This is a genomic window from Clostridium culturomicium (assembly GCF_000821305.1).
Taxonomy (GTDB): Bacteria; Bacillota; Clostridia; order Clostridiales; family Clostridiaceae; genus Clostridium_J; species Clostridium_J culturomicium.
In genome coordinates this window covers 1,285,564-1,311,287 of sequence record NZ_CCXK01000017.1, presented here as the reverse complement: position 1 = coordinate 1,311,287, position 25,724 = coordinate 1,285,564, and the positions used below count along the sequence as shown (strand labels likewise).

The 25,724-nt window shown below is 31.8% G+C and carries 28 protein-coding genes; all 28 read left to right on the top strand.

All coding sequences use genetic code 11. The features are described from left to right. Nucleotides 1–62: 62 nt before the first annotated feature. Nucleotides 63–620 carry an elongation factor P gene (efp, locus tag BN1075_RS18710; RefSeq protein ID WP_040194847.1) on the top strand — a complete coding sequence of 186 codons (558 nt, stop codon included), beginning with the start codon at nucleotides 63–65 and terminating at the stop codon, nucleotides 618–620. Between the two features lie 125 nt (nucleotides 621–745). Further along, nucleotides 746–1,666, top strand: a complete 921-nt coding sequence (gene spoIIIAA, locus BN1075_RS18705; protein WP_040194846.1) for a stage III sporulation protein AA — start codon at nucleotides 746–748, stop codon at nucleotides 1,664–1,666. Then, complete coding sequence (gene spoIIIAB, locus BN1075_RS18700) at nucleotides 1,663–2,181, top strand: stage III sporulation protein SpoIIIAB (RefSeq protein WP_040194845.1); 519 nt, start codon at nucleotides 1,663–1,665, stop codon at nucleotides 2,179–2,181. Before spoIIIAA ends, spoIIIAB begins: the two co-directional genes overlap by 4 nt. Before the next feature lie 11 nt (nucleotides 2,182–2,192). Next, on the top strand, nucleotides 2,193–2,393 hold the full coding sequence (gene spoIIIAC / locus BN1075_RS18695) for a stage III sporulation protein AC (protein WP_040194844.1): 201 nt from the start codon (nucleotides 2,193–2,195) through the stop codon (nucleotides 2,391–2,393). A 9-nt stretch (nucleotides 2,394–2,402) separates the two neighbouring features. Further along, on the top strand, nucleotides 2,403–2,786 hold the full coding sequence (gene spoIIIAD / locus BN1075_RS18690) for a stage III sporulation protein AD (protein WP_040194842.1): 384 nt from the start codon (nucleotides 2,403–2,405) through the stop codon (nucleotides 2,784–2,786). Nucleotides 2,787–2,793: 7 nt separating this feature from the next. Continuing rightward, complete coding sequence (spoIIIAE, locus tag BN1075_RS18685; protein WP_040194840.1) at nucleotides 2,794–3,945, top strand: stage III sporulation protein AE; 1,152 nt, start codon at nucleotides 2,794–2,796, stop codon at nucleotides 3,943–3,945. Nucleotides 3,946–3,958: 13 nt separating this feature from the next. Continuing rightward, nucleotides 3,959–4,558, top strand: coding sequence for a stage III sporulation protein AF (gene spoIIIAF, locus BN1075_RS18680; protein ID WP_040194839.1), 600 nt, complete (start codon nucleotides 3,959–3,961; stop codon nucleotides 4,556–4,558). Between the two features lie 160 nt (nucleotides 4,559–4,718). Then, complete coding sequence (locus BN1075_RS18675) at nucleotides 4,719–5,429, top strand: hypothetical protein (RefSeq protein ID WP_040194838.1); 711 nt, start codon at nucleotides 4,719–4,721, stop codon at nucleotides 5,427–5,429. Between the two features lie 42 nt (nucleotides 5,430–5,471). Continuing rightward, the gene (locus tag BN1075_RS18670) at nucleotides 5,472–5,951 is read left to right on the top strand and encodes a SpoIIIAH-like family protein (RefSeq protein ID WP_040194837.1); all 480 of its coding nucleotides are present in this window, start codon (nucleotides 5,472–5,474) and stop codon (nucleotides 5,949–5,951) included. 296 nt (nucleotides 5,952–6,247) lie between these two features. Then, on the top strand, nucleotides 6,248–6,646 hold the full coding sequence (locus BN1075_RS18665; RefSeq protein WP_040194836.1) for an Asp23/Gls24 family envelope stress response protein: 399 nt from the start codon (nucleotides 6,248–6,250) through the stop codon (nucleotides 6,644–6,646). A 281-nt stretch (nucleotides 6,647–6,927) separates the two neighbouring features. Beyond that, the gene (gene nusB / locus BN1075_RS18660; protein WP_040194835.1) at nucleotides 6,928–7,338 is read left to right on the top strand and encodes a transcription antitermination factor NusB; all 411 of its coding nucleotides are present in this window, start codon (nucleotides 6,928–6,930) and stop codon (nucleotides 7,336–7,338) included. Between the two features lie 8 nt (nucleotides 7,339–7,346). Beyond that, nucleotides 7,347–8,195, top strand: a complete 849-nt coding sequence (locus tag BN1075_RS18655) for a bifunctional 5,10-methylenetetrahydrofolate dehydrogenase/5,10-methenyltetrahydrofolate cyclohydrolase (RefSeq protein ID WP_040194834.1) — start codon at nucleotides 7,347–7,349, stop codon at nucleotides 8,193–8,195. Further along, nucleotides 8,185–9,414, top strand: a complete 1,230-nt coding sequence (gene xseA / locus BN1075_RS18650) for an exodeoxyribonuclease VII large subunit (RefSeq protein ID WP_040194833.1) — start codon at nucleotides 8,185–8,187, stop codon at nucleotides 9,412–9,414. The genes BN1075_RS18655 and xseA overlap by 11 nt, the downstream gene beginning before the upstream one ends. Continuing rightward, nucleotides 9,389–9,607 (top strand): exodeoxyribonuclease VII small subunit, encoded by a 219-nt coding sequence (xseB, locus tag BN1075_RS18645; RefSeq protein WP_040194832.1) that lies wholly within the window; start codon nucleotides 9,389–9,391, stop codon nucleotides 9,605–9,607. Before xseA ends, xseB begins: the two co-directional genes overlap by 26 nt. Nucleotides 9,608–9,626: 19 nt before the next feature. Then, entirely contained in the window at nucleotides 9,627–10,493 is an 867-nt protein-coding gene (locus BN1075_RS18640) for a polyprenyl synthetase family protein (protein ID WP_040194831.1), read from the top strand. A gap of 693 nt (nucleotides 10,494–11,186) precedes the next feature. Next, nucleotides 11,187–11,768, top strand: coding sequence for a hypothetical protein (locus tag BN1075_RS18635; RefSeq protein ID WP_040194830.1), 582 nt, complete (start codon nucleotides 11,187–11,189; stop codon nucleotides 11,766–11,768). Nucleotides 11,769–11,772: 4 nt separating this feature from the next. Continuing rightward, nucleotides 11,773–13,644, top strand: a complete 1,872-nt coding sequence (dxs, locus tag BN1075_RS18630) for a 1-deoxy-D-xylulose-5-phosphate synthase (protein WP_040194829.1) — start codon at nucleotides 11,773–11,775, stop codon at nucleotides 13,642–13,644. Nucleotides 13,645–13,653: 9 nt separating this feature from the next. Continuing rightward, nucleotides 13,654–14,478, top strand: coding sequence for a TlyA family RNA methyltransferase (locus BN1075_RS18625; RefSeq protein ID WP_040194828.1), 825 nt, complete (start codon nucleotides 13,654–13,656; stop codon nucleotides 14,476–14,478). Then, nucleotides 14,475–15,323, top strand: a complete 849-nt coding sequence (locus BN1075_RS18620) for an NAD(+)/NADH kinase (protein WP_040194827.1) — start codon at nucleotides 14,475–14,477, stop codon at nucleotides 15,321–15,323. The genes BN1075_RS18625 and BN1075_RS18620 overlap by 4 nt, the downstream gene beginning before the upstream one ends. Further along, a complete protein-coding gene (locus BN1075_RS18615) occupies nucleotides 15,323–15,772 on the top strand; it encodes an arginine repressor (RefSeq protein WP_040194826.1) in 450 nt (149 codons plus the stop codon). Before BN1075_RS18620 ends, BN1075_RS18615 begins: the two co-directional genes overlap by 1 nt. A 17-nt stretch (nucleotides 15,773–15,789) precedes the next feature. Continuing rightward, on the top strand, nucleotides 15,790–17,487 hold the full coding sequence (gene recN / locus BN1075_RS18610) for a DNA repair protein RecN (protein ID WP_040194825.1): 1,698 nt from the start codon (nucleotides 15,790–15,792) through the stop codon (nucleotides 17,485–17,487). A gap of 209 nt (nucleotides 17,488–17,696) precedes the next feature. Continuing rightward, nucleotides 17,697–18,848 carry a SpoIVB peptidase gene (spoIVB, locus tag BN1075_RS18605; protein WP_042387451.1) on the top strand — a complete coding sequence of 384 codons (1,152 nt, stop codon included), beginning with the start codon at nucleotides 17,697–17,699 and terminating at the stop codon, nucleotides 18,846–18,848. A 269-nt stretch (nucleotides 18,849–19,117) separates the two neighbouring features. Then, on the top strand, nucleotides 19,118–19,945 hold the full coding sequence (spo0A, locus tag BN1075_RS18600) for a sporulation transcription factor Spo0A (RefSeq protein WP_040194824.1): 828 nt from the start codon (nucleotides 19,118–19,120) through the stop codon (nucleotides 19,943–19,945). Nucleotides 19,946–20,535: 590 nt separating this feature from the next. After that, a complete protein-coding gene (locus BN1075_RS18595; RefSeq protein WP_040194823.1) occupies nucleotides 20,536–21,927 on the top strand; it encodes an NCS2 family permease in 1,392 nt (463 codons plus the stop codon). A 152-nt stretch (nucleotides 21,928–22,079) separates the two neighbouring features. After that, nucleotides 22,080–22,412, top strand: coding sequence for a hypothetical protein (locus BN1075_RS18590; protein WP_040194822.1), 333 nt, complete (start codon nucleotides 22,080–22,082; stop codon nucleotides 22,410–22,412). A gap of 453 nt (nucleotides 22,413–22,865) precedes the next feature. Beyond that, entirely contained in the window at nucleotides 22,866–23,384 is a 519-nt protein-coding gene (locus BN1075_RS18585; protein ID WP_040194821.1) for an NUDIX domain-containing protein, read from the top strand. A 76-nt stretch (nucleotides 23,385–23,460) separates the two neighbouring features. Beyond that, nucleotides 23,461–24,102 carry a stage II sporulation protein M gene (spoIIM, locus tag BN1075_RS18580; RefSeq protein ID WP_040194820.1) on the top strand — a complete coding sequence of 214 codons (642 nt, stop codon included), beginning with the start codon at nucleotides 23,461–23,463 and terminating at the stop codon, nucleotides 24,100–24,102. Between the two features lie 427 nt (nucleotides 24,103–24,529). Beyond that, nucleotides 24,530–25,705 (top strand): phosphopentomutase, encoded by a 1,176-nt coding sequence (locus tag BN1075_RS18570; protein WP_040194817.1) that lies wholly within the window; start codon nucleotides 24,530–24,532, stop codon nucleotides 25,703–25,705. Nucleotides 25,706–25,724 lie beyond the last annotated feature (19 nt).

Below are 25,724 nucleotides of genomic sequence, written 5' to 3'. Positions count from 1 at the left end.
CAGGTTATAATAATTTTAATTAACAAAGGCTATTATACAATTATATATTGGGAGGTTACATTATGATATCAGCTGGAGATTTAAGAAAAGGAACAACTTTCGAAGATGGTGGACAAGTTTACACAGTTGTAGATTTCCTACACGTTAAACCAGGTAAAGGTGCTGCTTTCGTTAGAACTAAATTAAAAAATGCTATAACTGGAGCGGTTACTGAAACTACTTTCAACCCAAGTGCTAAATTCCAAGAAGCAGTTATAGAAAGAAAAGAAATGCAATATTTATACTCTGATGGAGAGTTATACTACTTCATGGATCAAGAAACTTATGAGCAGATTCCACTTAACTATGATAAAGTTGAAGAAGCTATAAAATTCTTAAAAGAGAACATGTTTGCAGTTATAAAATTCTACAAAGGAGATGCTTTCTCAGTTGAAGCACCAAACTTTGTTGAGTTAACTATAACAGCTTGTGAGCCAGGAGCAAAAGGAAATACTACTACAAACGTATTAAAGCCAGCTACTGTTGAAACAGGAGCAGTTGTAGGAGTACCTCTATTCGTTAACGAAGGAGATACAATCAGAATCGATACAAGAACAGGAGAATACATGGAGAGAGTTTAATACCATGTTTCCTAAAGTCAGTTCTACGGAACTGGCTTTTTTTATTTTTTGAAAAATTAACAAAAAATTATAGTAATAATTGGAACCCTTTCATAATAACAATTAAGTATGAAAGGGTGAGTTATATGATTACTAGAGATGTATTAGATATTTTACCTGAAACAATTAAAAAGGAGGTTGCGGGAAGTAGTAATAGCGATAAAATTCAAGAAATAAGAATAAAGGTAAATAAGCCTCTTATGTTTGTAGGGAACAATGGAGAGATAAAATCTAACTATATATCAAGGTTAGAGGATATAAAGAACATAATACAAAGGATAAGCAGCTATTCAATTTATGCCTTTGAGGAAGAAATAAGACAAGGCTATATTACTATACAGGGAGGGCACAGAGTTGGAATTTGTGGTACCTGTGTATTGGATGGACAAGGGCTGAAGACTATAAAAAATATTTCCTCCTTAAATATAAGAGTGGCAAAGGACATAAAAGGCTGTGCTGATTCAGTGCTGCCACACATAATTAAGGGAAATAACGTACTAAACACAATAATTATTTCACCACCAAAGTGTGGAAAGACAACACTTTTAAGGGACATGGCAAGACAGATTTCTAATGGCATGGGATATAAGTTAACTGGAAAGAACATTACTATTGTTGATGAAAGAAGTGAGATTGCTGCCTGCTATAGAGGAGCTCCTCAAATGGAGGTTGGAGTAAGGACAGATGTTCTTGACAACTGTCCTAAAAGTGAAGGAATTATAATGGCTATTAGAAGTATGGGACCACAGGTTATTATTTGTGATGAAATTGGTACCTATAAGGATATGGATAGTATTGTTGCAGCTTTAAATTCAGGTGTTAATGTTATAACTACCATACATGGTTTTAATGAAGAGGATTTGTTTAAAAGACCGGTGTTTAAAGAAGTTATAGAAAATAAGGTTTTTAAAAGAGCAATAGTATTAAGTAATAAAAAAGGTATAGGAACCATTGAATATATATATGATTTTACAAATGGGAAAATATTGAGGGAGGGGGATTTATGATAAAAGGGTTAGGGATTGTATTGATTATTGCAGCCTCTACTATTTTAGGATTCTGCTACGGAGAAAAATTTAAAAAGCGGGTAAAGGAACTAAAGGAGTTACAAAGAGGGATCTATGTACTTAAAAGTGAGATTAATTTTACTAGATCGTTACTTCCAGATGCTCTTCATAAGGTTTATGAAAAATGTGACGGGCCTATTGGATCGATTTTTCTTCAAGTATCTGAATTATTAAATACTAATGAAGAAAAGGATGTATACAGCTGTTTTATTCAGAGTATAAATGAGAGAAAAGGTGAGCTCTCATTAACTCAAAGTGATTTTGGTATATTCATGGATTTTACAAAGAGTTTAGGGGAAATGGATGTAGAAGGACATAATGATATGCTGGCATTGACCTTAGAAAACATTGGTAAGGCTGTGGCAGATGCAGAGATGAATATAGATAAAAATGTAAAGATGTATAGATACTTAGGATTTTCTTTTGGAGCCATGGTAGGAATAATTTTAATTTAGGAGGGGACGCCATGTTATTAGATGTTAGCATAATTGTAAAGATTGGAATTGTTGGTATTGTAATGATTATTTTAGAAAAAGTATTAGAAAGTGGTGGAAAAAAAGAATATGCAACTATAAGCAATATAGCTGGAATAGTAATTATTCTTCTTTTAGTAGTGAATTTAGTTACAAAACTTTTTAATTCCATTGAGACACTATTTTATTTCTAGGAGGTTACTATGGATATTGTAAAAATTGTATCCTTTGCACTAGTTGCCCTTCTAGTTGTAACCTTAGTAAAAAATGATAGGAAAGATATTGCGTTATTAATAAGTTTAGTAGCTGGGATTATAATTTTTATATTTATGCTCAGCAAACTTACAGTGATAGTAAACTTTCTTCAAAGTTTATCAAATAAAGCCAATATTGACATAGTGTATTTGGATACAGTATTTAAAATTTTAGGAATTGCATATCTTACTTCCTTTTGTAGTGAGATATGCAAAGATGCAGGAGAAAGTAGTATTGCCTCAAAGGTAGAATTTTCAGGGAAAATATTAATTTTAACCTTGGCTATTCCAATTTTGATGGCAGTTATGCAAACTATATTGAAGATAATGTAGGTGAAGTATGAAAAAGTGTATATTTATTCTAATGTTACTATTAGCGTTGATGCCAATAACTGCATATGGCAGCGACAGTATAAATATTGATGAGGAACAACAGAGTAAGATAAATGAGTTATATGATTATATATCAAATATGCAAGATGAAAATGAGCTTTTAAGGGAAATTTCCCCAAAAGAGTTTGTTGAAAGCTATATGAAAAATGGACAAGATACGGGAGAAGAAAGGCGTCTTCTAAAAGCGGGGATAGCTTATTTGTTTAGAGAGGTTTTGGCCTCATTCACAATAATTGGACAACTTATAATTATAGCCATTGTTTGCGCATTATTAAATAACCTGCAGAATGCCTTTAGCAATGAAAAAGTTGCTCATGTAGCCTATTTTGCTTGTTATGGTGTAATGATAATTCTTATTGCGAGGGGGTTTTATATAGGCGTAGAACTTACACAAGATGTAATCAAGACTATTAGCAATTTCATGGCTGCGCTAATGCCGGTGCTTATCATGCTACTAGCTAGTGTGGGCAGTGTGTCTCAAGCATTAATAATGGATCCTATTGTCATGGGGTTGTGTACCTTTGGAACCCATCTTTATTCAACAGTTATAATCCCTGTAGTTTGTATGAGTTTTGTACTCAGCTTTGTAAATAACATATCTAGTGATTACAACATTGATAATTTAACTAACCTATTAAAAAAATCAGCTTTATGGGTTCAAGGAATATTTTTAACAGTTTTTATCGGTCTTCTAACTATAAGGGGAATTGCCGGTAGCAGTTTGGATATTGTAACTACGAAAACAGCCAAGTTTGCTGTAGAAAGCTTTGTTCCTGTGGTAGGAAAAGCTATTTCAGATGCTTTTGCTACTGTAGCAAGTTATACTCTGCTTTTGAAGAATTCCATAAGTTTGCTTGGAACAGTAATTCTTATTTGTATAATACTTCTTCCAATAATTAAGATATATGCTCTAGGATTTATGTACAAGTTAACCTCAGCACTGCTTCAGCCAGTAACAGATAAAAAAGTATCTTCAGTCATTGATTCGGCGGGAGGATCATTAATGCTTTTAGGATCATGTATTGTCTGTGTAAGTATAATGTTCTTTATAGTCTTAGCAATGGTGGCTGCTACGGGCAAGGGTTTCATAATGATGTGAGGAGGTGTATGTAATGATAGAAGCATTGGGAAAATGGATAGTAACAATTTGTGTAGCTATTTTCTTTGCAACGGCAGTGCAGATGATACTTCCTGATAATTCTCTTAAGAAATACTGTAATTTTGTTCTAGGTTTAATTGTTTTTGTAGTGATGATATCACCCATTGTTAACTTATTTAATAAGGACATCACTATAGATAAACTTATAGAGCAGACAACCAAGGAAGTTTTCAATGAAGAGTCACAGTCTAGCACCAATTATGAAGAATATAGAAATGGTAATATAGATAGCGCACTCAAAGTTTTTAAAAATAATTTGGAGCAGCAGTGCTCAAAGGATTTGGCTAAGGAATTTAAAGGTGATGAGTTTAGTGTAGCTGTAGATGTTGGGTATGATGAAGAAAATCAGACCTTCGTTATAAATGCCATGGAAGTTGGAGTTAATGATGGATCTATTAAAAGGGTTGAAGATGTTGTCATTGGCGGCGATAAAAGTGTTTCGGCAAATAAACAGGATGAAGAAACAGGAGCGTATGGTTTGAAGGTCAAGGATTATATTAGTTCTAATTATGGTTTATCTGAAGAATTAATTTATATTTATAAGGCTGATTAAATTAAGGAAGTTACTTCATTAATACAAGTAAGTGAGTAAGTTCATTTAATTAATTTAAAATATCAATTTTTAATGAGACTCCTTCATAGCGTTATTGTAAGTGGTAAGTTTATTTATCCAATTAAAGATTTGGAGACTCATTTAATGCAGGGGGGATAGTATGTTTGATGATTTAAAAGAGAAGTTTTTTAACATGGGATCAAAGAATGGTGATGGTAGTGAACCAAAGAAGAAGGAAAAGGTTGATTCTGGAACAAAAGCTGAAGGTAAGGCTGGTATGCCAAATTTTATGAGTAATATTATTATTGTATTACTAGTAGGTGTACTTTTGGTGATTGTTGGAAGTATCTTCGAAGGCTCTAAGGGAACGTCAGGAAAAAGTAACGGTAATGGGGCTTTAGCTGTAGCAGGAGATAATAACACTACTACTGCTGTAATGGATGAAAATAATGAGGAGTACTCAGCGGTAGATAAAGCCTATAAGGAAAACCTAGAGGATGAGCTTACTTCAATTCTAGAAGAAATTGACGGGGTTGGGAAAGTAAAGGCTGTTATTAACTTTGAAAATGGAGTAGAAAGAATACCTGTTTTCAATGAGGATAAGTCAAATAGTGAAACGAAAGAGAATGACACCAATGGTGGAGAAAGAAATATTAAACAGGAAAATGGCGGAAGTAACGTGGTTATGGAAAGTAATGAAGGAAATCAAAAACCATTTATAACAAAAGAGAATAGCCCTACTATTTCAGGAATTCTTATTGTTGCTGAAGGAGCCGGTGATAGAGCAACTGAACTTAGAGTAAAACAAGCAGCAGTAAAATTATTTGGTCTAGAAGATGAAAAAGTAGTGGTATATCCGATGAAAAAGTAGCATATAAATGTGTTAGAAAATAAAAATCCGGGGGGAACAGTAATGAATAAAAAACAGACAATAATTATTTCTTCTTTAGTAGTACTTATCTTATTTGCAGGCTTTTTAGCAACAAAGGTTAATGGACCTCTTTATGTTGATAATGGCGGCGACAAGAATGCAGTGAGTGCATCAGCAACAAATTATTTTACAACAGCTAGACTTGAAAGAGATAATACTAGACAGATCACTTTAACAAACTTAAAAGCTCTTTTAAATGACGAAAATACACCGGAAGATCAAAAGGCTCAAGCAGCTGACGATTACAAAAATTTAGCTCTTCAATCAGATAAAGAAATGAGAGTTGAGCTAGGACTTCAAGCACAAGGTTTTGATGAAGCTCTTTGTACTATAGACAACGATAAAGCTACAGTAGTAGTTAAATATCAAGGTGAGCTTTCAGACCAACAAATCAGACAAATAAAAGACGTTATCATGAGCAAGGCAGAAATCAACAATATAGAAATAAAAGTATCTGAATAGATTATAAAAATTTCGTATTATGAAAACAGTGGTGAAAGCCACTGTTTTTAATTATTACAGAATTTAAGGACGAACTAAAACAAGAATCATACTTAATATGAAAAACATAATAAATATGAAAAATAAAGGTTGAAAGATTAAGTTTGGTAAAACATCTTTGGAATTTTATTGGATTAATTATAAAAAATATGGGCAACATAAAAATAATAGTTAATTTTGTTATATAATTTGTAAAGAATCAGGTTATCTGATATAATATGAATATTATTAATCACACTGGTAAGGGGGTAGTGAAAGTGGAAGAAAATATATTAAGTGAAGTTCCTGTAGAGGAAGAAACTGGTATAGTAAGAATATCTGACGAAGTTATTGGTGTAATAGCAGGTCTTGCAGCGTCAGAAATAGAAGGCGTTGCTGGAATGAGTGCTGGATTAGTAGGAGATATTAGTAATAAAATCACTGGTAAAAAAAGCAATTCTAAAGGCGTTAAGGTAACTATGGATAACGGTTTAGTTGTTATAGATTTACATATGGCCGTTGAATATGGTATGAAGATACCAGAAATGTCTATGAAGGTGCAGGAAAATGTTAAAAATACTGTTGAAACTATGACAGGGTTAAATGTAGCATTAGTTAACGTATTTGTTGAAAGTGTTATATTTCCTAAAGTAGACAAAGACGAGGAAATAGAATAATTTTAAGCACCCTCTGATTAAGAGGGTGTTTCCATGTTCAGAATAATTAGTGGAAAAGTTTAAAATAGATTTTATTTTATAAAAATAAGATAGAGTTTAATAATTTAATTTAGTTACTTGAAATTACTCCACGGAACGCATGTGAGACGGAGTTTCCCAAATAAATATCAAACTTTTGAGTTGGTAAGTGGAACTTGCTTTTAATGAAAATAAAAAGAGGTTACATATTATTATAAAAAATAAGAAAATCTAAATACATAGAAATGATGGAGGTCACAGCAATGGCAGCAACAAACAGAAGAAAGAGCAGAGAGATAGCAACACAATTAATATTTGAATCGTTAATTAATAAAGAAGGATACATGGAAAAGATAGAATGTTTCCGTGAAAATACTGAAGAAAAAATAGAAGATGTTGATTTCGGATATATAGCAAGGGTTTTAAGAGGTATAGAAGAAAACGGACAACAAATCGAAGAAACTATATCAAAATATCTTGTTAAATGGAAATTAGAGAGACTTCCAAAGATGAATGTGGCAATACTAAAAATGGCTACATATGAAATTCTATTTGAAGAGGAAATTCCAAATAAGGTAACAATTAACGAGGCCATTGAGTTAGCTAAAAAGTATGGCGATGATAATGCACCTGCATTTATTAATGGAGTTTTAAATAATTTAATTAAGAAGTAGGTGGCAAAATGGCAGTTAAATTAAGTGGAAAAGAATTAGCTTTAAGCCGTAAAATAAGCTTAAAGGAAGCTATATTAAAGGGAACATCAGAAGGTAAAAGACATCCAGCCTTAGCTTCAGTAATAGTTGGAGAAGATGGTGGTTCTTTATCATATATCAAGGGTCAGAAAAAAGTCAGTGAAGAGTTGGGAATTAGATATGATATGAAAACCTTTGATGGTAAAATCTCTGAAGAGGAGCTTATCAATGAAATTGAAGAGTTAAACTCCAATGAAGAAATCGATGGAATAATAATTCAATTACCTCTTCCTGCTCATTTAAATGAGGACAAGATTCTATCTTGTATAAGTGCAGATAAGGATGTAGATGGACTTACAGATGTTAACTTCGGTAAGTTTTGTAAAGGCAGAGAGGCTTTTATTCCATGTACGGCTAGAAGCATATTAAAGTTAATTAAATCTACAGAAGAAAATCTTGAGGGAAAGAGAACTGTAGTCCTTGGTAGAAGCAACATTGTAGGAAAGCCTGTTGCGATGCTTCTATTAGGAGAACACACTACAGTAAGTATATGTCATTCTAGAACAGAAAATATGAAGGAGATTTGTAGGGGTGCAGATATCTTGATTTCGGCTATGGGAAAGCCAGCTTACATTACAAAGGACTTTGTTAAGGATGGTGCAATTGTAATTGATGTTGGAACTACCATGGTTGAAGGTAAAGTACGTGGAGATGTGGATTTTGATGAAGTAAGCCAAGTGGCTGGGTATATTACTCCAGTACCAGGCGGAGTAGGAGCAATGACCACTACCATGTTGATGGAGAACACCTATGAAGCATGGATAAAAAATGTATACTAAAATTTTATCGGTATCAGAAGTTAATGGATATATAAAAAAAGTTATAGATAATGATTTCATACTCAGAAATTCTCATATTAAAGGTGAATTGTCTAACGTTAAGCTCCATAGCAGCGGTCATATATATTTTACTCTTAAAGATAACAGTTCTAAGCTAAAGTGCATTATGTTCAGAAGTCATGCAATGACATTAAATTTTGTGCCGAAGGACGGAATGAAAGTTGTTATTGCAGGAAATATTTCAGTATATGATAAAGAGGGAACCTATCAGCTGTATTGCAATACCATGGAAGTTCAGGGGGAAGGGGAACTTTATTTAGCCTTTAATCAATTAAAGGAAAAGCTTGAAAATGAAGGCCTCTTTGATACAGTTAAAAAGAAAGATATTCCTAGCGTGGCAAGAAGGATTGGAGTTGTTACTTCTCCAACAGGAGCAGCGGTAAGGGATATTATTAAAGTTGCTAAAAGAAGGAATAAAAAGGTAGATATTTTAATTTACCCCTCTTTAGTTCAAGGAATAGAAGCGGGTAAAGAAATAGCTAAAGGTATAAAAGCTCTTAATGCTGTTGAAGACGTGGATGTTATCATTGTTGCCAGAGGGGGAGGATCCATTGAGGAACTATGGGCCTTTAATGAAGAGATTGTTGCTAGAGCTATTGCAGCATCTAAAAAGCCTGTAATCACAGGAGTAGGACATGAAACAGATTTTACTATAGCAGATTTTGCGGCAGATTTAAGAGCTGCGACACCTTCTCATGCAGCGGAAATTGCAACCTTTAGCTTAGAGGCTTTAGAAGATAAGCTTTTAGAACTAAGGGAAGAGCTTATTAATTCTATGGATGAAGTTATAAATCAACGATATAATTCAGTGGATGAGATTTTAGCAAGGCTGAAGTTATATAGTCCTCAAAATTATATAGTAAACCAATATGAAAAAATAGATGGTTTAAAAAGTAAGTTGAATTTCTCTGCGAAATTTAAGTTGCAAGAGGAAAAGGGAAGACTTCAGGTGATTAATCATAGACTTATTGGTAATAATCCTTTAAACATTTTAAATAAGGGGTATGGAATTATATCAGACGCAAATAAAAACGTTGTGGAGTCTATTGATGAGTTGAAATCTAAAGAAGTTGTAGAAATCACTTTGAAAGATGGGCGTGGACTGTTTAAAATAAATCAGGTGGAGGATGAGTATGGCAAAGAAAAAGGAAACCTATGAAAGTAAGATAGCAAGACTTGAACAGGTGCTTTTTGAAATGGAAAATAATGAAGTTACCTTGGATGAGGCTATAACAAAGTATGAAGAAGGCATGAGGCTTTATGGTGAATTATATAAAATCCTTCAAGAAGCTGAAGGGAAAATAAAAGTTCTTACAGCAGATGGTGAAGAAAACTTCCAAGAAGAAATTTAATGATTTGTGAGGAGTTATAATGGATTTGAATTGTTATAAAGAAAAAATTGAAAAATGGATTGAAAATTACTTTGATGAAAAACCAGAAAGTGAAAAAGCTTTCGTAGAACCAATGGTATACAGCTTAAATGTTGGGGGAAAAAGAATAAGACCGATTTTAATGATGGCTACACACAAGATGTATAAATCTAATGAGGCAGAAGTTCTTCCTTTTGCAGCTGCAATGGAAATGATTCATACATATTCGTTAATTCATGATGATTTGCCAGCTATGGACAATGATGATTTAAGAAGAGGTAAGCCTACAAATCATAAAGTCTATGGTGAAGCCATGGCAATCCTTGCTGGTGACAGTCTTTTAAATGAAGCTATGTCAATAATGTTTGATCAGTGTATAGATGGAAACTTGAATAAAATTGCTGCCGGAAGAATTATTTCTAAGTCTTCAGGTATAGAAGGCATGATAAAAGGGCAGATAATAGATATAAGAAGTGAAGGCTGTAAGATTGATGTAAATGAATTAAAAGAGATGCATAGAAATAAAACTGGGAAATTAATAGTAGGTTCTATACTTGCAGGTGCTTCTATTGCAGGTGCACCAGATGCTCATATTGAAATTCTAAAAAGCTTTGGTGAAAATCTAGGATTAGCATTCCAAATTAAAGATGACATTCTAGACGTGGAAGGTGATGCTTCTCTATTAGGTAAATCTCAAAGCGATGGTGATAACAATAAAACTACTTTTGTATCTATGTATGGCATTGAGAAATGTAAAGAATTCTGTGATTCTTTAACAAAGGAATGCTATGACCTTTTAGATAAAATTGATTTGAATACTGAGGATTTAAAAGCAATCACCGAGTTTTTATTAAAAAGAAATTATTAAGAGTTATTCACAATTGTAATAATTACATAATTTTATTAATAAAAAATAAATTTAAAAATTATTATAGTTATGCTATAATTGGATTAAAAAGGTGGTGCAGTATTCTAGTCAGGTAAGTAGTTTTGAGGACGGGGCTAAAAATCCGTTGAAGGGCACATCGATGAAGTTCCTTGTGCTGGCCTGTAACGCCCAGTTGTGGGCTTGTGCTGGGAGTAAGGTTGTGGGGCAGCCGCAAAGGCATGCGAAACTGACCCTACTACCGTGGAGACCATTGTACGTGCTCTGGGAGAAATACCCAAAGTACGGCATTGGATTAAACCTGCATCGTGGTTAATAAGCTATGTGCAGAGTAGCCTGCCTTGAGTGAGGTGGGTAGAGGTGAGACCAAATCTCAATGTCCCGGCCAGGATATTGGGGCTATTGCTCACTGAAACCCATGTTGCAAAAGAGGATAAGAAGCTACCTAACTGCCGAGGAAATCTCCTAGACTGTTCCTGCGGAGGCATATTGGGGATTGCAGTGTGGACTAAGTGGTAATTCAGCCCTGTAGATGGAAACACTACAGATAGAGCATTAAAGGGAAACCGTCACAACGGCGACGTAGTGGTTGCTTTATGGGAAATCCTGCTGGACCTAAGCCGCAAATTTTACTTAATATGCTACCACCTTGTTATCATTTTTCGGAGGGTTAAATTGGAAAGCGATAGTAGTAGTAAGCTAAGCAAGAAAGAAAAAGAACAGAAAAAAAGAAATAAAAAAGAAGCATTATGGACAGCTAAAATTACATTTTATACAATAATTATTAGTGGAACTGCTTCACTCTTATCAGAATCTACACTTCCAAAGGTCAATGCTTCTATGGCCTTTATTATTTTAGTGTCGATTATTTTTTTAGGCGTTATTTTTGACGTTATAGGAACCGCAGTTACAGCTGCAGATGAGGTTCCATTTCATGCAATGGCTTCAAAGAAGATTAAAGAAGCATCCATTGCAGTGAAAATGATAAGAAATGCAAGCAAAGTTTCTAATTTTTGTAATGACGTAGTTGGTGACGTGTGTGGTATAATAAGTGGATCTGTAGGAGTAGTTATTGTTGCAAAGGTTATGATGATGTATCCTGCTGGTTATGAGGTGCTTATAGCAGCTCTTATAAGTGCAATGATTGCTGGAGCCACTGTAGGCGGTAAGGCCATGGGGAAAAAGTTTGCTATAACGAATAGTAATAAAATATTATATACAGTAGCTAAGGTAGTTCATTTTATAAAACGAGGTTAAGATAATGTCAAATTATTTAGATAAATATACAGATATAAATGAAGTTAAAAACATGAAGTTAGACGAATTGAATGATTTTGCAGATGAAATAAGACAATTTCTTATAACTCAAGTTTCTAAAACAGGCGGCCATTTGGCTTCAAATTTAGGAGTTGTTGAGCTTACAATAAGTTTATTTAACGTGTTTGATTTTAATAAGGATAAAATTATTTGGGATGTAGGACATCAAAGTTATGTTCATAAGATATTAACGGGAAGAAAGGATAGATTTGATACTTTAAGAATGTATAAAGGATTAAGCGGCTTCCCTAAAACTGAAGAAAGCAAGTATGATATGTTTAATACAGGACATAGCAGTACTTCTATTTCAGCTGCAGTTGGAATGGCTAGGGCCAGAGATTTAAAGGGTGAAAAACATGATGTAGTGGCTGTAATAGGTGATGGAGCTCTTACTGGAGGTATGGCTTTTGAGGCTTTAAATGATATAGGAGATAATAAAACGAGAGTGATTATTATTTTAAATGATAATCAAATGTCTATATCACCTAATGTAGGTGGTATGTCTACATATTTAAACGATTTAAGGATGGCAACTAATTATAATAGATTTAAAAATGATTTTAATCTTACTTTAGAGAAAATTCCTAAGGTTGGAAAGGGAATGGTTCAATCTATTAACAGAGTTAAGGATTCTGTTAAGCAGCTTATGGTTCCAGGTATGCTTTTTGAGAATATGGGAATTAAATATTATGGGCCTATAGATGGACATAATATTAAGGAATTAAGTAAGGTATTACAAAAGGCTCAAAAGGTTGAGGGACCAGTGCTTATTCATGTAATAACTCAAAAAGGTAGAGGATATGAGTATGCAGAACAAAGTCCAGACAAGTTCCATGGTGTAGGACCGTTTAACCATGAGAATGGGGAGTGTTCTTCTAGTGGAAGTAAGTCCTACTCTAAAGTTTTTGGAGAAACCATGATTAAGTTAGCCGAAAAAAACAAAAAAATCGTGGCAATTACAGCAGCGATGCCTGAAGGTACAGGATTGCAGGCTTTTGCAAAGGAGTTTCCAGATAGATTTTTTGATGTTGGAATTGCAGAGCAGCATGCTGTAACCATGGCAGCAGGAATGGCGTCTCAAGGATTAAAGCCTGTATTTGCAGTATACTCAACCTTCTTGCAAAGAGCTTATGATCAAGTTATACATGATGTGGCAATTCAAAAGCTACCAGTGATTTTTGCTATAGACAGGGCAGGAATTGTTGGTCAGGACGGAGAAACTCATCAAGGAATAATGGATCTATCATTCCTGTCTTCTATACCAGATATGACAATTATGAGTCCTAAATGTATAGGTGAATTAAGATATATGTTAAAATTTGCAGCCACTCAGAATTATCCAATTGCTATCAGATATCCTAGGGGTGGAGATGATAAAACTATTAAACTATCACCTTTAACTTCCTTTAGAAAAGGAAGATGGGAGATTCTTGGTGAGAAAGCTGGAAAGGTTGCTATTATAGCCGTTGGGAAGATGGTTCAACATGCAGTAAAAGCTAAAGAAATGCTGCTAGAAAAGGGAATTAAGTGTACAGTTGTGAATGGATGCTTTGTTAAGCCTATTGACAAAATAATGATTGAAGAACTTATAAATGAAGGATATAAGATTGTTACTGTAGAGGATAATCTTATTTCAGGTGGTTTAGGTAGTGGGATACTTGGCTATATTAATAAGACAAAGCTAAATCATAATAATATTCTATGCTTAGGTTATGATGATGTGTTTGTGCCTCACGGAGAAACGGATATTTTATATGATATTTATGGGTTAAGCCCTGAGGGGATATGTAAAAGTATAGTTGAATTTCTAAACTAAGGAGTAAATATGTCAGAAGAAAAAATAAGATTAGATATGTTAGTTGTACAGAAACAATTAGCTTCTTCACGTGAAAAAGCTAGAGAGTATATATTAACAGGTAAGATATATGTTAATGGAAAAGTAGAGAAAAAGTGTGGTTTGAAGGTTAAGTGTGATGCTGAGGTGGAAATGAGAGGAGAAGCAATTCCATACGTAAGCCGAGGTGGACTTAAACTTCATAAGGCTTTGAAGGATTTCTCCATAGATTTGAATGATTCAGTGTGCTTAGATATTGGAGCATCTACAGGAGGATTTACTGAATGTATGCTTAAAAATGGAGCACAAAAGGTTTTTGCCATTGATGTTGGTAGGGATCAGCTTGCTGAAAAGCTGCGACAGGATTCCAGAGTTGTTTCTATGGAAGGAACCAACATAAGAAATATTACTCTTGAGGATATTGGAGAGCTTTGCGATTTTGCTTCTATAGATGTATCTTTCATATCCTTAGATAAGGTGATTCCTCATGTATTAAACCTTTTAAAGGAAAAAGGCCAGGTCGTAGCATTAATAAAGCCGCAGTTTGAAGCCGGAAGAGGTAAGGTATCTAAAAAAGGAGTAGTTAAAAATTCAAAGATTCATGAAGAGGTAATATTAAATATAATAAATTTGCTAAAGGAAAACAATGCAACGATTATTGATTTAAATTATTCTGGAATAAAAGGACCAAATGGAAATATAGAATATTTAATTAATTTTACTAAGGATTCAACTAGAATTAGTAATTTTAGTTTAAACATTGTAACAAGTACAGTGAAGGTTGCACATGATAAGCTAAATTCGGAGGAGATATGAAAAACATAGGTATTAATGTTAATTCATCAAAGGATGAGAATAATGATATACTTGACCATGTTTTAATGATACTAAAGAAAAACTTCCCAGGAAGTCAGTTTCACATTTATAAGGATGGGATTGGATTAGAAAATTCTGATGATAAAAATCTAGATGTCTTAATAGCCCTTGGTGGAGATGGAACTATTTTAAGGGCAGCTAGAAAGATATATAAGTTTAATACACCAATACTGGGTGTTAATATTGGACACTTAGGGTTTTTAACTAGTGTTGAACTTTCTGAGCTGGAAGAAGCGATAGAAAAGCTTAAAGCAAAAGAGTTTAAGGTTGCTGAAAGAATGATGATAAAGGTAACAATACCACATAAGCATAATGATAATGTACATGTTGCATTAAATGATATTGTTATTACAAAAGGTACTTTTAGCAGAATGCTTACCTTTGATCTCTATATTGACGGAAGCTTTTACATAAGATACAAAGCGGATGGAATTATTGTATCAACACCAACAGGATCTACGGCATATTCTTTATCAGCTGGTGGACCAATTATATATCCAACACTTAATCTTATAAATTTAACACCGATTTGTCCTAATTCAAATGGAGTTAAGACAATAATTTTAGATGAACATAATAAGATAACCCTGAAAATTAATTCCAGTGGTAATAATGTATTTTTAAGCTGTGATGGTCAATTAGAATTAGAAACAAATCAGTATGATGAAATGATTATTGAAGCAGAAAAAGAAAAATGTAGATTAATTGAATTTAATGACTATGATTATTTTAATATATTAAGAAAAAAGATAATTGCAAGGTCTATGGATTGTGAGGAAAAATAATGAAAGAAAATCGTCATAATGTAATATTAGATATAATTAAAAAGTTTGAAGTTGAAACCCAAGAGGACTTAGCAGAGAAGCTAAGAGAAGAAGGCATCAATGTTACTCAAGCTACTGTATCTAGAGATATTAAAGAATTAAATTTAATAAAAACTTTATCCCATACAGGTAACTATAAATATGCCCAAGCAAATCCTAATAAAAACTCAAGCCTTAGCTCCATGGCATATATCTTCTCCAATACAGCTATATCAGTAGAAAAAATTGATAAAATGCTTGTAGTAAAAACTATAAGCGCATCAGCAGGGATAGCTGCTGAAGCTATAGATTCTTTCCAATTAGATGGTATAGCTGGAACTATAGCTGGAGACAATACCATTTTTATTGCAGTAAGAACTGAAGAAAAAGCAGAAGCAATAAAAAGAGAAATTGAAAAATTAATTAAATAAGATAAGGATGGTTTTAAATGCTTTTACAACTTAATATCATGAATTTTGCTCTTATAGAGAAACTTTCAATTGATTTTTCTAATGGATTTAACGTGCTTTCAGGAGAAACTGGAGCAGGTAAATCCATATTGATTGACGCTATTAATTTTGTATTAGGTGGAAAATTTAATAAGAACTTAATAAGAGTGGGAGAAGATAAAACTGTTGTAGAGGCAGTTTTTTCAATAGAAAATCCTAAAACACTAGAAGTTTTAGAAGAATTAGAGATAAATGATGAAGGCGTGGTAATACTGACTAGAGAAAGTTTCAGTTCTGGTAAAACCATTGCAAAAGTTAATAACAAAACTCTTCTTTTATCAAAAGTAAAGCAGGTTAGTGAAACTCTTATAGATATTCATGGACAGCATGAGAACCAGAATCTGTTAGATAGTACAAAGCATATTAATTATGTTGATTCTTTTGGGCAGGACATAATTATGGATAAGCTATCAGAGTATGAAACTTATTATAATAAATACTTAGAAATAGAAAGAAAAATCTTCAGCCTTCAAGGAAATGAGGGTGAAAGAGAGAAAAAGATAGACTTTTTAAGATTTCAAATAGATGAAATTAACACTATTAAACCTAAAAAAGGTGAAGACGAAGAGCTTTCTAAGAAATTTAATCTTTTATCAAATGGAGAAAAAATTAAAAAAGCTTTAGAAAAAAGCTATATTTTGCTTAAAGAAAATGATGAAAGCCGAGTTTCCATAATAGATTCATTAACTTATGTAGTGAGAGAGCTGAAATCCATTGAAAAGCACTTTGAAGAGATTAAACCAGTAATTGCTTCCTTAGAAGAAGCTTACTACAACTTAGAAGATAATATATCAACTATAAGTGACTTAAAAGAAGATACTGATTACGATATAGGAGAACTTGAGTTTATTAACTCTAGAATGTATCAATTATCTAGTTGTAAAAAGAAATATGGACCAACTCTAGATGATGTTATTAATTATCGTGATTCCATTGAACAGCAGTATTATGAATTGGTAAACTGTGGAGAGATAATTGAAAAGCTTCAGAAGGAAAAGGATTCATTAAAAGAAAATCTTATGAAGATTTCTGATGAAATTCATGAAATAAGAAGCGAAATCAGTAGCAATCTTGAAAAGGAAATTAAAAAGGAATTAGATTATGTTGGCTTAGAGAAAAGTGTGTTTAAAATCAATGTAGAGTTGATTGAAGAGTTAACAGCTAAGGGAAGAGATAAAGTACAGTTTACCATATCAACTAACCCTGGACAGCCATTACAGCCTCTTGAGGAGGTTGTATCTGGAGGAGAATTATCAAGAATAATGCTAGCTTTAAAAACAGTTTTTGTTGATAAGGATCATATTCCTTCAGTAATATTCGATGAGGTAGATACAGGGATTAGCGGAAGAATTGCCCAGAGAGTTGGGGAAAAGATGGTTCTCATATCTGAAAATCATCAGGTATTTTGTATAACCCACTTACCGCAAATTGCAGCTTTAGCTGATGCTAATTATTTAATTGAAAAAAGCAGTACAGAAGTTACTACTTTTACAAAGGTTAAAAAGCTTAATTTAGAAGAAGTTAAGCAGGAAGTGGCAAGAATCATTGGTGGAAGTGAAGTAACGGTAAAGACATTGGAAAATGCAGGAGAGATGATAGAAAAAGCCAATGAAATTAAATCTGCTTTAAGAAAATAAAAATAAAAAATTTATTTTATAAGTGAATATATAATAAAAATTGTTTAACACTATAAACTAAGGGCTTTAGTTTATAGTGTTAAATTTTTTTGAAAAGAAAAAAATACTAGGAGGAAATTATTTTGGATTTTCAAGAAAAAGAACTCTAACATAAAAACAATCCATAGGGGCAAATTAAAGCTATAAATTATTCACAGGAGGAAAGCATGATGAAAAAGTATAGTAAAATTTTATACTTATTATTTACTGCACTATTTGTTGTAATTTCAATTGATTGCTCCAATGTTTTTACTAGCAGGAATCATTCTGAAGTTATATCCTCAGTAAATAGTTTTTCAAAGATGTTAAGTTCTAAAACAGATATCTTGGAAGTCGGCAATGTGGCAAAAACAAACTATACTAAAACCTCCGATATAATGGTTTATCCAGGTGGAAAGCCTCTAGGTATTAAAATAAATACAAAGGGAGCCTTAGTAATAGCCTTATCAGACATTGAAATTGAAGGAGATAAAGTTCAGAGTCCTGCAGCTTTAGCAGGTATTGCAGTTGGAGATAGTATTATTGAAATCAATGGACATGAAATTAAAAGGGCTGAAGATATTGCTACTTATGTAGGGAGAGAAAATGGTCAAGAAATAGTGGTTAAAGTATTAAGAAAGGGTGAGAAGTTAACTTTTCATGTTGATCCATTAATTAGTAAGAATGATGACAAATTTAAATTAGGTCTTTGGGTTAGAGATTCAGTGGCTGGTGTAGGAACACTTACCTTTTATCATGAAGAAAGTGGTAAATTTGGTGCTCTCGGACATCCTATAACAGATGTGGATACAGCTACAATTATGTCTGTTGGAAAAGGAGAAATAGTGGATTCTAACATAGTTTCTGTGAGAAGAGGTACAAAAGGTAATCCTGGTGAATTAAGAGGAATCTTATCAGAGAACAATCAAATAATTGGTTCTATTGATAAAAACACTACAGCTGGAGTGTTTGGTACAGGAACAAAGTCTTTAATATGTGAAAACTATGCAACTCCGATTAAAGTTGGTTTTAAAGAGGAAGTTAAGGTAGGAAAGGCACAAATTCTTACAACTATAGATGGATCTGAACCTAAATTATACGATATTGTTATAGAAAAGCTTCTAAATCAAACAGAGCCTGATGGTAAAAGTATGGTTATTAGAATAACTGATCCGATTTGTCTCGAAAAAACTGGTGGTATAATTCAAGGTATGAGTGGAAGTCCTATTATTCAAGATGGTAAATTAGTTGGTGCTGTAACACATGTATTAGTTAATAAGCCTGATACGGGATATGGAATATATATGGATTGGATGATGAACGAAATTAATATCAAAAAATAGCCAAATATAATTTTTAAACTAAATAAATTTAAACAAATAAATATATTAAACAACCTATTGTAGCAAACAATTAAATTTTCTATAATAGGTTGTTTATATTTGACATAAATTAATGTTATAATATAGTATAACAAAGAAATAAAAAATAAAAAAGATGAAAAAATAAAAAAAATAAAAAAATTTATTTATTAAGAAGGAGTTTTCTTACTTTTGTCGAAAGTCTTATACATAAGGAATTTGGAAAAAATTACAAAAAGGGGAGTTACATGATGGATCAAAGAAGCATTAACGTATTAATTGCAGATGATAACAAAGAATTTTGCAATATTTTAAGTGATTACTTTTTAAGTCAAAAAGACATAAATGTTGTAGGTGTTGCTAAGGATGGGATAGAAGTTCTTGAATTATTAGAGGATACTAAGCCAGATTTAGTTGTCTTAGACATAATAATGCCACGTCTTGATGGTTTAGGAGTTCTAGAAAGACTAAATACAATGAATTTAAATCCTATGCCAAGAGTAATAATCTTATCAGCAGTTGGACAAGATAAAATCACTCAAAGAGCAATTGCTTTAGGAGCAGATTATTATGTTGTAAAACCATTTGATATGGATGTTTTATCAAACAGAATAAGAGAAATGTTCAGTAATCAAATTTCAACTGAAGCTGTAAGAAGACCTTCTACAGGCATTTCAAGTTTAACATCTTCTTTAGATGTTAAAGTTAAATCTTCTAATACAGCTTTAGATCTAGAATCAGAAATAACAAACATTATACATGAAATTGGTGTTCCTGCTCACATTAAAGGATATATGTATCTTAGAGAAGCAATAACACTTGTTGTAAATGATATAGAGTTATTATCTGCAGTAACAAAAGAATTATATCCAGCCATAGCTAAAAAATATAATACTACTGCAAGTAGAGTAGAAAGAGCAATAAGACATGCTATAGAAGTAGCATGGAGCAGAGGACAGGTTGACACAATCAACAAGCTATTTGGATATACTATTCACAATGAAAAGGGCAAGCCTACAAACTCAGAATTCATAGCTATGGTAGCAGACAAGCTTAGACTTAAAAATAAGGTTAGCTAAATTTAAAAAGTAAGACAATCATATAAAAAGTAAGACAATTATTAAGACGATATTTATTTTAATATAAAAAAACTCTTATCATATTAATTATGATAAGAGTTTTTTTATATATTTTTTATTTAAAAGAAAACTAAAAAACATATAAAATATTTTTAAAGGACATTGTGAACAAATAAAAAATATGTTATGTTAAATAAAGTAATAATGATAAATTATTTACATAAAATCAAGAAAATGTAGCTCATAGAAATAAAAAATATTTAGTTGTTAAAAATAATTTATTTAAGTATAGGATAATTTGCAAGCCAAATAAAATAGAATATTATTTAAGAGAAATTTAAGTATTTGTAATAATCTTAATGATTTGTACATAAATTTTAATAGTGAATCTATATGCATGGTAAAATTTAACTGACTAATAAGTATAATTATTTTGAGCTTAATGAAGAATTACATAAATATAATTATAGTCTCTAAATTGTTATCATAAATAATCAATTTAGAGATTTTTTTAGGGGGTGTTTTGGGGAATTCTGAGATAAGAATATTTAGGTTAACATTTTTTTAAAACTTTTATGGAGGTGTATTTTGTGGAGAAATTTTTCAGGCTTAAAGAAAATGGAACCGATGTAAAAACCGAATTAATGGCTGGTTTAACTACTTTTTTAACTATGGCTTATATTCTATTTGTAAATCCTCAAATATTAGCATTAGCTGGAATGGATAAAAATGCAGTATTTCTAGCAACAATTTTAGCAGCTGCTATTGGTACTTTCGTGATGGGCTTTGTTGCAAATGTTCCTTTTGCACAAGCTCCAGGTATGGGATTAAATGCGTTCTTTACATTTACCGTAGTTTTAGGTTTAGGTTTTACATGGCAGGAAGCACTTGCTATGGTATTTATTTGTGGTATAATTAACATTTTAATTACAGTTACAAAAATTAGAAAAATGATAATTAAGGCAATACCTGTTTCATTACAATATGCTATTTCTGGTGGTATTGGATTATTTATAGCTTACATTGGAATTAAGCAGGCTCATTTTTTAAACTTTACAGGTGAAGCTGTAAATACCGTTGTTAATATGGGAGAGTCAATTAAGTATTTTGATATTCTTCCTTCATTAACTACATTTACAGATCCAGTAGCACAATTAGCCTTAATTGGACTTGTTATAACAGTGGTATTAATGTTATTAAAGGTTAAGGGCTCAATTTTAATTGGTATTTTAGGAACAACAATAATTGGTATATTCACAGGGGTTACTCAACTTCCTGATTTATCAACAATGAGCTTTGGAATTCCAAGTATAGCACCAACTTTCTTTAAATTAGACATAGTAGGATTATTTGCAGATCCATCTAAAGTATTTTTTGTAATTACTACTATTTTTGCTTTTTCTTTATCAGATACCTTTGATACTATTGGAACTTTCCTTGGAACTGGTAGAAAAGCAGGTATCTTTGATGAAAACGATGAAAAGATTTTTGAACAGGCTAATAGTAGAAATTCTAAGCTGGAAAGAGCATTATTTGCAGATGCTACTGCAACATCAATAGGAGCTCTTTTAGGAACAAGTAATACTACAACATATGTTGAAAGTGCAGCAGGAATCGGAGCTGGTGGAAGAACAGGTCTAACATCAGTTACAGTAGGAGTTTTATTCCTTCTATCAATCTTTATTGCTCCTATTATGGGGATAGTTCCATCAGCAGCTACAGCGCCAGCTTTAATAGTTGTTGGAATATTGATGATGGAATCTTTTGGTAAAATACGATGGGATGATTTCTTAGAAGCAGTTCCAGCTTTCTTCATAGCTATATTTATGCCATTTGCTTATAGCATAACAACTGGTATCTCAATAGGATTTATTTTCTACTGTATAGTTAAATTGTGCAAGCGAGAAGGAAAGTCAGTTCATCCTATTATGTATATAGTTACTGCCTTATTCTTAGTAAATTTTGTAATAATAGCAGTTTAATAAAAAATATTTTTTTAATAAAAAGCATTCTCATTTTCTAAGTGAGAATGCTTTTTATTTTAAATATGGAAATTTTTTCAGCTATACAAAAATTTTATTTTTCGATATTATGTATAATAGATTATTTTAATATGTATAAGGAGTTTGTTTAAATGGATTTTAAAGACATGGAATTTGAAGATTGGGTTGAATATTTAGCGGAAACAAGAGTATTACATCATGATATTCTTGGAAGTGATGAAGAGTTAGCGTTCAGTGAGTTTCTAGAAAATGCTGAAGCAGAAAGAATTGGATATAACTTTGATTCAGAAGACGAAGATGATTATAGCTTGTATAATGAAATATATGAGGCTGTTGAAGAGTATATTGAAAGAGTTGCTGAATGTGAAAAAAATCATCCTTATTGGTCAGAATTCAAAGAATATGTAGATTCAGGTGTTGAAATTAATGAAAATTATTCAGAGGAAGATGATCTTTGGAGTTAAATTAAAAAAATAAACTTGTATATAATATACAGAGTTCAACTATAAAGTGCCAAAGGCACTTTTTTTATTTTGTAATATGTTATACATGATAATTGGTTATTAGTATTAGTATTAGTATTAGTATTAGTATTAGTATTAGTATTAGTATTAGTATTAGTATTAGTATTAGTATTAGTATTAGTATTAGTATTAGTATTAGTATTAGTATTAGTATTAGTATTAGTATGTGGATATTTAAAAAATAGAATAATTAGAATAGGAGTTTTGAATTAGCTATAAAATGAAATATGTCAATTAAGTCTTATTTATAATTGTCATAATTGAAACTGTTAAATTTAAAATTAAAACAAATAGACATACTATGATATAATAATTTCACAAACATAGATTAAAGATGATTAAAGTATGTATCAAATTATAAAAGGTATAATTTGATTAGAAAGGATGAAATTGATGGAGTTATTTGAAAAAACCATATCAGAGGAATATAAATATAAAGGGAAAGTCATAAACCTAAAGGTACAACAAGTTGAATTACCGAATGGCAGAGAAAGCAGCAGAGAAATTGTTGAGCATCCAGGAGCAGTAGCCATTATACCGTTTTTAAACGAGAATACCATAATAATGACAGAGCAGTTTAGAAAAGCTCTAGATCAAGTACTTTTAGAGATTCCAGCAGGAAAAATTGATAAAGGTGAAGAGACAGAAAAATGTGGTATAAGAGAGCTTGAGGAAGAAACAGGATATAAAGCAGAGAACTTTGAGTATCTAGGAAAGATTGTAACAGCGCCAGGATTTACAGATGAAGTTATTTACATATATAAAGCAAGTAATTTATATAAAGGAAAAACTAATATGGATGAGGATGAGTTTATAAATCTAAGAACTTTTACTTTGAACGAAGTTAAAGCTATGGTTAAAAGTGGAGAAATAATAGATAGCAAAACTATAGCCGCTTTAGTATATTTGTAAAAATATTTTTGGTATAATAAAGATGGACAAGTCATACATATTTACTAGTTAGTGATTCACGAAGGGGGAAATATGTATGAAGTTCAAAGGTATTTTTGATGGAGCCAATAAACACTTTAACGATAATTTAGGGTATTATCTGCTTACTATTCTTTTTATGGCAACAGGTATGATAGTAGGTTTATATTGTGTTAAGTATATGCAGGATGTGGACAAGGGGTCTTTAATTAATTACATTACTACAATTAGCACTTCGTCTAATGGTGAAATAATGGCAACTACAAAGATATTTATTAATACGCTAAAAAACAATCTTCCAATTATTATTGGACTATGGATTTTAGGATTAACATTTATTGGAGCTCCTATAGTGCTTTTAGTTAATTTATATAAAGGCTTTTCTTTAGGTTTTACCTTTAGCTTTTTTATATATGCCCTTAAACAAAAAGGAATAATTTTAGCTTTACTTGGAGTTTTGCCGCAGAATCTCATTTATGTGCCATGCATAATATTTTTATCTGTAATTGCGCTTAAAGGCTCTGTAGCTGGTGTAAAGGAAAAGTTTAGTAAAAAGTATGTTAATAGTTCATATACTGATGTACGAAATTACACTATGATTTATGTTGTTACTAGTATGATAATGGCCTCAGGCTTTCTTATTGAAACTTTTTTAACTCCAGTATTTATAAATATGGTTTTAAAGGGTATTGGAGCATAATTCATGAAAAAAGATATAAAGTCATTTTTGATTACGTACATTAAGTGTTTTTTTATTCTAGTTCTATTTGGAGAGATATTACCGAGGGTTATAGAGTTTGTTTTAAATAATTATTATAATAGTCCCGAATTTCACAAAAATAGCATTCTAGTTGGCAGTAAGGTTAATAAAGGCTTACAATTTGTATATAATTATATAAAAACATTTAAATTATTTTTATTTTAAGCATGTATAGTTGAAAAGAACTCCTTTGGGGGTTCTTTTAAGCTTGGCATTAAATAAAATGTTTAAAAGGGTTAATTAAATATACCTAGTAAATTTACAGAGTTGTGCTAATATAGTAATAAGGATGAATTTATTATATATACCATTCAATTGTGGTAGAATATAATATATATTTGTTGAGGAAGAAGAAAGGAAGTATATCATGGATAGAAAAGTAGTTTTAGTTGTACTAGATAGTGTAGGTATTGGAGAGCTTCCAGATGCAAAACAGTATGGAGATGAAGGAAGCAATACTCTTGGTAATATTGCAAAAAACGTTCCAGGTTTCTCAATTCCACATCTTGAGGCACTTGGTATAGGAAATATTGAGGGTGTAGAAGACCTTATTCAGTGCGAAAATCCAGAAGGAATATTTGGAAGATGTAGTGAGCTTTCTAATGGAAAAGATACAATAACTGGACATTGGGAGATGGCAGGAGTTATTCTTGAGCAGCCTTTAAAGACATATCCAGAAGGATTTCCAAAGGAAATAATGGATGAATTTGAAGAGAAAATTGGCAGAAAAACATTGGGTAATGTGGTTGCGTCAGGGACTGCAATTATAGAAGAATTGGGTGAGGAACACATAAAAACTGGTTATCCAATAATTTATACATCTGCAGATAGTGTATTTCAGATAGCAGCAAATGAAGATATAATTCCCATAGATGAATTATATAAAATGTGTGAAATAGCAAGAGAAATGCTAGTTGGAGATAAAATGGTTGGAAGAGTTATAGCCAGACCTTTTAAAGGAATGAAAAAGGGTGAGTTTGTTAGAACTTCTAACAGACATGACTATGCTTTAGAGCCATTTAATAAAACTGTTCTTGAATATGTAGAAGAAGCAGGAATGCCAGTAGCTGCCGTTGGAAAAATAAAAGATATTTTCACTGGTAAAGGTGTTACTGAATCTGTGTCTATAAAAAATAATATGGATGGAGTTGATAAGACTCTTGAAATGATGAAGTCTCATAATAAAGGTTTTATATTCACTAATTTAGTTGATTTTGATATGAAGTTTGGTCATAGAAATGATGTAGAAGGATATGCAAAGGCTTTAGAAGAGTTTGATGATAGAGTTCCTCAATTAAAGGAAGCTTTAGGAGAAAATGATGTATTAATTATTACAGCTGACCATGGATGTGATCCAACTACTGAAAGCACTGACCACTCAAGAGAATATATTCCTGTTCTTGTATATGGAAAAAATCTTAAGGAGAATGTGAATTTAGGAACAAGAAATGGTTTCTGTGATATTGGGAAAACAGTTCTTGATCTATTAAATATTGAAAATGAATTAGTTGGAAATAGCTTTAAAAACTTAATCGAAAAATAGTGATTGAAATATTTGTAAT